Origin of the sequence: Streptomyces sioyaensis (assembly GCF_004122735.1) — a bacterium.
Classification (GTDB): Bacteria; Actinomycetota; Actinomycetes; order Streptomycetales; family Streptomycetaceae; genus Streptomyces; species Streptomyces sioyaensis.
This window is the reverse complement of record NZ_SDIF01000192.1, coordinates 1-8,230: the sequence shown is the minus strand read 5'-3', so window position 1 is coordinate 8,230 and position 8,230 is coordinate 1. Positions and strand designations below refer to the sequence as shown.

Sequence of the window (8,230 nt, the reverse complement as noted above, 5' to 3'; positions counted from 1 at the left end):
GCTGATGTGGAGTGGGAGCGGTTTGCTCCGGCGTTCACCAGTGCCCGTCCGAGTCCGTTGCTGGCGGACCTGCCGGAAGTCGCTGACGCGATAGGTGGCACGTCCCAGGCGGAGGTCGCGGCCGGGGGAGAGTCCTTCCTCGGCAGGGTCGCGGACCTTTCCGCGGTGGAGCGCTCGCAGGCCGTACTCGACCTCGTACGCAGCCACACGGCTGCCGTTCTCGGATTCCGCGACATGAAGGCCGTGGAGCCCGTCCGGGCGTTCCGGGATCTGGGCTTCGACTCACTCACCGCGGTGGAGCTGCGCAACGGGCTGAACGTCGAGACCGGGATGCGGCTCCCCGCCACCCTGGTCTTCGACTACCCCACGCCACAGCTTCTCGCGGAGCATGTGCACGACACCCTGTTCGGCGCCGCAGACGTCGAGCCGGAGGCCGCCGTACTCGCTGACCTGGACCGTCTGGCCAGCGCGATTTCAGGATTTTCCCCAGAGAACGCCGCCAGGGGGCTCGTTGAGGCCCGTCTTCGGAGCATCCTGTCTGAGCTGGGCGGGGTGGCCGAGGGCGATGCGAAGTCCGCCGTGTCCCAGCAGCTGGATGCGGCCTCGGACGACGAGATCTTCGATTTCATCAATCAGGAGCTCGGCCGTTCCTGAACGCCGCTGGTGAACCGTTCCGGTCTACAACGTATGGGGCAAGTTCCACATGGCGAATGAAGAACGGCTTCGGGACTACCTCAAGTGGGTCACCGCGGACCTGCATGAGACCCGTCGGCGCCTGCAGGAGCTGGAATCGCAGCAGCAGGAGCCGGTCGCAATCGTCGGGATGAGCTGCCGATTCCCCGGTGGTGTGAGCTCGCCGGAGGAATTCTGGCGACTGCTGCACAGCGGGGAAGACGCCATCTCGGAGTGGCCGCAGGACCGTGGCTGGGACGCCGATGCGTTGTACGACCCGGAGGCGGACGGGTCGGGCACGAGCTACTCGTGCAAGGGCGGCTTCGTCTACGAGGCCACCGAATTCGACCCCGGCTTCTTCGGGATTTCACCGCGCGAAGCGCTCGCGATGGACCCGCAGCAGCGACTGCTGCTCGAAGCGTCCTGGGAGGCCTTCGAAGGCGCCGGAATTGATCCCCTCGGGCTGCGGGGAAGCCGCAGCGGCATTTTCGTCGGGGCCAGCGGCCAGGAATACGGCGCCGGACTTCGCGATATTCCCGACGACGTCCGTGGCCATCTCCTGACGGGCAACTCGACCTCGGTCGTGTCGGGTCGTGTCGCCTACACACTGGGGCTGGAAGGCCCCGCGGTGACCGTGGACACGGCCTGCTCCTCTTCCCTGGTCGCGCTGCATCTGGCGGCACAGGCCCTGCGGTCCGGCGAATGCACGCTGGCCCTGGCGGGCGGGGTCACCGTGATGGCCACTCCCGGTGCGTTCATCGAGTTCAGCCGGCAGCGCGGCCTGGCGGCCGATGGCCGGTGCAAGGCGTTCGCGGAGGCGGCGGACGGTACGGGATGGGCCGAGGGCGTCGGCATGCTGGTGCTGGAGCGCCTCTCGGACGCCCGGCGCAACGGCCACCGGGTGCTGGCTGTCGTACGCGGCACCGCCGTGAACCAGGACGGCGCCTCCAACGGTCTGACCGCGCCGAACGGTCCCTCGCAGCAGCGGGTGATCCGGCAGGCACTCGGGGCGGCCGGCCTGTCGCCCGCCGACGTGGACGCCGTCGAGGCACATGGCACCGGTACGTCGCTGGGCGATCCGATCGAGGCGCAGGCGCTGCTTGCGACGTACGGTCAGGACCGGGACGAGGACCGGCCGTTGTGGCTGGGTTCGGTGAAGTCGAATATCGGGCACACGCAGGCGGCCGCGGGTGCGGCGGGCGTCATCAAGATGGTGCTGGCGCTCCAGCACGGCATCCTTCCGCAGACCCTGCACGTCGATGAGCCGTCGTCACATGTGGACTGGACGGCCGGCAACGTGCGGCTGCTCACCGAGGCCGTCGGATGGCCGGAGAACGGGCGACCGGGGCGGGCGGCGGTCTCCGCCTTCGGCGTCAGCGGCACCAACGCGCACGCGGTGATCGAGCAGGCACCCGAGGCGGAGCCCGCACGCGAAGAAGGACAACAGGACGGCACGGCCGCATCCGTGCACCTGCCGACGGTGCCGTGGGTGCTCTCGGCGCGCAGTGACTCCGCCCTCCGTGAGCAGGCCAGGAGGCTGCTTTCGCACGTCGAAGCCCACCCCGGTGACGACATACGGGACCTCGCCCGCTCGCTCGCCTCGACGCGCGCCGCACTGGAGAACCGTGCTGTCGTCCTCGGCGGCAGCCGCGCGGAACTGGTCGCTGCACTGGACGCCCTCGCCCGTGACGCGTACGCCGAAGGCATCGTGCGGGGGACGGCTCGGACCGGCACCAAGACCGCCTTTCTGTTCGCGGGACAGGGCTCCCAACGCCCCGGAATGGGGCGGGAGTTGTATGAAGCCTTCCCGGTCTTCGCGGAAGCTTTTGATGCGGTGTGTGCGTGCTTCGAGGGCGAGTTGGGGGCGCGGCTGCGGGACGTCGTGTTCGGCGACGATGCGGAGGCGCTGAATCGGACCGGTTTCACTCAGCCGGCGTTGTTTGCGGTGGAGGTGGCGCTGTTCCGGTTGATGGAGCACTTCGGTGTGCGGCCGGACTTCCTGGTGGGTCATTCCATTGGTGAGCTGGCGGCTGCGCATGTGGCGGGGGTGCTGTCGCTGGAGGACGCGTGCCGGCTGGTGGCGGCGCGTGGCCGGTTGATGCAGGCGCTGCCGGCGGGTGGGGCGATGGTCGCCCTTCAGGCCGCCGAGGATGAGGTACTGCCGCTGCTGGAGGGCCAGGAGCAGCGGGTGAGCATTGCCGCGGTGAACGGCCCGGAGTCGGTCGTGATCGCCGGTGCGGAATCCGCGGTGGCGGAGATTGCCGGGCGTTTCGAGTCCGAGGGCCGGAAGATGAAGCGCCTCCCGGTGAGTCACGCTTTCCACTCCCCGCTCATGGAGCCGATGCTCGACGAGTTCCGTGCCGTTGCGGACAGCGTGGCGTACGCGGAGCCGCGTATCCCGGTGGTCTCGAACGTCACCGGTGAGCTCGCCACGTCGCAGGAGCTGACGTCCCCTGCCTACTGGGTGCGGCACGTCCGCGAAGCCGTCCGCTTCGCCGACGGGATCCAGTGGCTGGCGGAGCACGAGGTCACCCGATACCTGGAAATCGGGCCCGACGGCACGCTCACCGCGATGGCTCAGGCGTGTGGGGAGGGTGCCGAGCAGGTGGCGGTCCCCGCTCTGCGCAGGGACCGGTCCGAGGCACAGCACGTGGTGACGGCGCTCGCGCAGCTGCATGCCCACGGCGTGGTACTCGACTGGGCGGCGCTGCTGCCCGGGACGCGGCCCGTCGATCTGCCGACCTATCCCTTTCAGCGTCAGCGCTACTGGCTGGCGGCGACGGCGTCCGAGGCCGAGGCCGTCGCGGCCCCCGCGCTGGAGGGAGCCGACGCGCAACTCTGGGACGCGATCGAGCGCGGTGACTCGGCGGCGCTGGCCGGGGAACTCGCGATCGCTGGTGATGCCTCATGGGACGAGGCGCTGACTGCGCTGTCGTCGTGGCGGCGGCAGCGGCGCGAGCGGTCGGTGGTGGACGGCTGGCGCTATCGGGTGGAGTGGCAGCCGCTGGTGACGCAGTCCGGTGGGGTGCCGGACGGTCGTTGGCTCGCGGTGGTGGCAGCCGGGGACGCGTACGCCGAGGCCGTGGTGGAGGGGCTGGCGGCGTGCGGTGTGCCGCTTGAGAGGGTGGAGTGTGCCGCGGGGGAGGCGGACCGGGGGCTGGTGGCTGAGCGTCTGGCTGAGGTGGCCGGTGCGGAGCCGGTTGCCGGCGTGCTGGCCGTGGGTGCCGCGGACGCGGTGCGTACCGCGGTGCTGGTGCAGGCGCTGGGGGATGCCGGTGTCGGCGGGCGTGTGTGGGTGGTGACCCAGGGGGCCGTCGCGATCGGTCGGTCGGATGCCGGTCCGGATCCGGTGCAGGCTGCGGTATGGGGCGTGGGCCGGGTGGCGGCGCTGGAGTTCCCGGACCGTTGGGGCGGTCTGGTGGATCTTCCGGAGGCCGTGGACCGCAGGGCGCTCGACCGGCTGGTGGGTGTTCTGGCGGATGGTTCCGAGGACCAGGTGGCGGTGCGGGCGTCCGGGGTGTTCGGGCGCAGGCTGGCGCACGCTCCGGCTGCCGCCGCGGACAGCACTGCCGACGCCGACGGTTGGCGGCCGCGCGGGACGGTGCTGATCACGGGTGGTACGGGCGCGCTGGGCGCTCGTGTGGCCCGTTGGGTGGCCGAGCGCGGTGCGGAGCATGTGATCCTCACCAGTCGCCGGGGCCCGGAGGCTCCCGGTGCGTCGGAGCTGGAGTCGGAGCTGTCGGCTCTGGGCGTACGAGTGACCGTGACGGCCTGCGATGTCGCAGATCCGGACGCGGTCGAGGCACTGTTCGCCGCACACCCCGTGGACGCTGTCTTCCACGCGGCCGGCGTACTCGACGACGGCGTACTTGAGGCACTCGCGCCCGAGCGGTTCGCCGCCGTCATGAGGGCCAAGGCCGCCTCGGCCCGCAACCTGCACGAGTCGACCCGCGATCGTGACCTGTCGGCCTTCGTCCTGTTCTCGTCCTTCGCGGGCACCATCGGCGCCGCCGGTCAGGCCAACTACGCGGCCGCCAACGCCTACTTGGACGCCCTGGCCGAGCGGCGAGTGGCCGAAGGGCTGCCCGCGACCTCCCTCGCCTGGGGGCCGTGGGGCGAGATCGGGATGGCGAGCGACGCATTGATGGCCGAGCGCATGCGCCGGGGTGGGGTGTCCCCGCTGCGGCCGGACCTCGCCGTCGATGCCATGGAGAGCGCGATCCGCTCCGGCACGCCAAGTCTGGTGATCGCCGACATCACCTGGGCGGACTTCCGTTCCGCCTTCGCCACGGTGCGCCCGAGCCCTCTGATCGGTGACCTTCCGGAGATCCGGACCGCGGTCGAGCGCGCCGACGGGACGGGAGTCGACGACCACCGTTCCGAGCTGCACCGACAGCTTGCCGGGCGGGAGCCGGCCGAACAGGAACGCGTACTCACCGATCTCGTCCGGTCGTACGCCGCCGGGGTACTGCATTACGCGGGTGCCGCCGAGGTACCGCCGAACCGGCCCTTCCGGGACCTCGGTGTCGACTCGTTGATCGCCGTGGAACTGCGTAACGCACTGAGCCTGGCGTGCGGCATCACACTGAGCGCGACGGTGGTCTTCGACTATCCGACGCCGACGGCATTGGCCGGCTTTCTGCGCACCCGGATCGCGCCGGCCCACGAGGACGTCGAGCAGCCGGTGGCCCCCACCGCAGTCGACGGCGACCCCCTTGCCATTGTGGGGATGAGCTGCCGCTTCCCGGGCGGCGTCGACTCCCCGGAATCCTTCTGGAAGCTGCTGTCGGACGGTGCCGACGCCGTCGGAGCATTCCCGACCGACCGAGGCTGGGACCTGAACGCGGTCTACGATCCCGACCCGGAACACTCGGGAACCACGTACGTCGATGTCGGTGGCTTCCTGAAGAACGTGGACCGCTTCGAACCCGCCTTCTTCGGCATGAGTCCCCGGGAAGCGGTGGCAACCGATCCGCAGCAGCGACTGCTGCTCGAAGTGTCCTGGGAGGCACTGGAGCGCGCCGGCATCGATCCGCATTCCGTGCGGGGCAGCCGGGCCGGCGTCTTCGTGGGCACGAACGGCCAGGACTATCCGGCACTGCTGGCCCATTCCCCGGACGATTTCGACGGCTACATCGGTACCGGAAACGCCGCGAGCGTGGTGTCCGGACGAGTCGCCTACGCCCTCGGCCTGGAAGGCCCGGCGGTGACCGTGGACACCGCGTGCTCCTCGTCCCTGGTGGCGCTGCACTGGGCCGCACAGGCCCTGCGCTCCGGCGAGTGCGATATGGCGCTGGTGGGCGGCGTGACGGTGATGTCCACGCCCGGAGCGTTCGTGGAGTTCAGCCGGCAGCGCGGCCTCGCCCCCGACGGCCGGTGCAAGGCATTCGCCGCGGGCGCCGACGGCACCGGCTGGGGCGAAGGCGTCGGAATGCTGCTCGTGGAGCGGCTGTCGGACGCCCGGCGGAACGGTCACCGGGTACTCGCCGTCGTAGCCGGATCCGCGGTGAACCAGGATGGTGCGTCGAACGGTCTGACGGCACCCAACGGCCCCTCCCAGCAGCGGGTGATCCGACAGGCACTCGCGAGCGCCGGCCTGACGCCGTCGGATGTGGATGTCGTCGAGGCGCACGGTACGGGGACGTCGCTGGGCGACCCGATCGAGGCGCAGGCCCTTCTCGCGACCTACGGTCAGGACCGCGACGAGGACCGGCCGTTGTGGCTGGGCTCGGTGAAGTCCAACATCGGGCACACGCAGGCCGCCGCGGGTGTCGCCGGTGTCATCAAGATGGTGCTGGCGCTCCAGCACGGCGTCCTGCCGCAGACCCTGCACGTGGATGCACCCTCGCCCCATGTGGACTGGTCGCAGGGCAACATACGGCTGCTCACGGAGCCGGTCGCCTGGCCGCTCGACGAGGAAGCAGCCGGCCACGTCTGCCGAGCAGGCGTGTCCTCGTTCGGCATCAGCGGCACCAACGCCCATGTGGTCCTGGAACGCGCCCCGGAACCGCCGCCCACCGCCGAGGTCCTCCAGGCCGCACCGGAGCGCCCGTCTGTCACACCGCTGGTGCTCTCCGCACGTTCCGAGCCCGCCCTCCGCGCGCAGGCGGCTCGCGTGCGCGCGGCCTACGCTGACGACCCCGGACTGGACCTGGCGGACCTGGGCTTCTCACTCGCCACGACCCGCTCCGTGCGCTTCGACCACCGCGCGGTGGTACTGGCGGACGACCCGACATCGGCACTCCACCGACTGGCCGCGCTCGCCGACGACCACAGGACACCAGGTGTCATCAGTGGTTCCCAGACCGAGGGCCGGCTGGCGCTGCTGTTCACGGGGCAGGGTGCGCAGCGGTTGGGGATGGGTCGGGAGCTGTACGAGTCCTTCCCGGTCTTCGCGGATGCGTTTGATGCGGTGTGCGCACACTTTGACGGTGAGTTGGCAACTCCGTTGCGCGACGTCGTGTTCGGCGAGGACGCGGAGACGCTGAACCAGACTGGTTTCACCCAGCCGGCGCTGTTTGCGGTGGAGGTGGCACTCTTCCGGCTCGTCGAGTCCTTCGGCGTCCGGCCGGATTTCCTGGTCGGCCATTCCATTGGTGAGTTGGCGGCTGCGCATGTGGCGGGGGTGTGGTCACTGGAGGATGCGTGCCGTTTGGTGGCGGCGCGTGGTCGGTTGATGCAGGCGTTGCCGGCGGGTGGGGCGATGGTGTCGCTTCAGGCGTCGGAGGGTGAGGTGTTGCCGCTGTTGGAGGGGCTTGAGCAGCGGGTGAGTGTTGCGGCGGTGAACGGCCCGGAGTCCGTTGTGATCTCCGGTACGGAATCCGCGGTGGCGGAGATTGCCGGGCGTTTCGAGTCCGAGGGTCGGAAGGTGAAGCGGCTCCCGGTGAGTCATGCCTTCCATTCGTCGTTGATGGAGCCGATGCTCGACGAGTTCCGTGCCGTCGCGGAAAGCGTGGCGTATGCGGAGCCGCGTATCCCGGTGGTCTCGAATGTGACCGGTGAGCTCGGTACGGCGGAGGAATTGGCGTCCCCTGATTACTGGGTCCGGCATGTCCGTGAGGCCGTTCGTTTTGCTGACGGTGTGCGGTGGTTGGAGGAGCAGGGGGTGACCCGGTTCCTGGAGATCGGCCCGGACGGCACCCTGACCGCCATGGCGCAGGGCTGTCTCTCGGCACCTGATCTCTCGCTGTTCCCCGCGATGCGCAAGGATCGCTCCGAGACCGAGGCCCTGCTGACCGCGGTATCGCAGGCGTTCGTGCTCGGCATGGATGTGGACTGGCGTACGTGCTTCCCCGCCGCCCGGCGGGTGGATCTGCCCACGTACGCGTTCCAGCGCGAACGCTTCTGGCCGACGCCTGCGCCTGCCTCCGACCCGACTGAGAACTGGCGCTATCGGGTGGAGTGGAAGCCGCTCGCTGCGCCGTCGGGTGGGGTGCTGGGCGGTCGTTGGCTTGCGGTGGTGGCAGCCGGGGATGCGTACGCCGAGGCTGTGGTGGAGGGGTTGGCGGCGTGTGGTGTGCCGCTTGAGCGGGTGGAGTGTGTCGCGGGGGAGGTGGAC

General features: G+C 70.2%; 2 protein-coding genes. Both read left to right on the top strand.

Annotated features, from left to right (window positions below):
* A partial coding sequence (locus tag EST54_RS32130) for a phosphopantetheine-binding protein (protein WP_244942658.1) occupies positions 1 to 654 on the top strand: 654 nt, incomplete at its 5' end.
* 49 nt (positions 655 to 703) lie between these two features.
* A partial coding sequence (locus tag EST54_RS32125; RefSeq protein ID WP_129251214.1) for a type I polyketide synthase occupies positions 704 to 8,230 on the top strand: 7,527 nt, incomplete at its 3' end.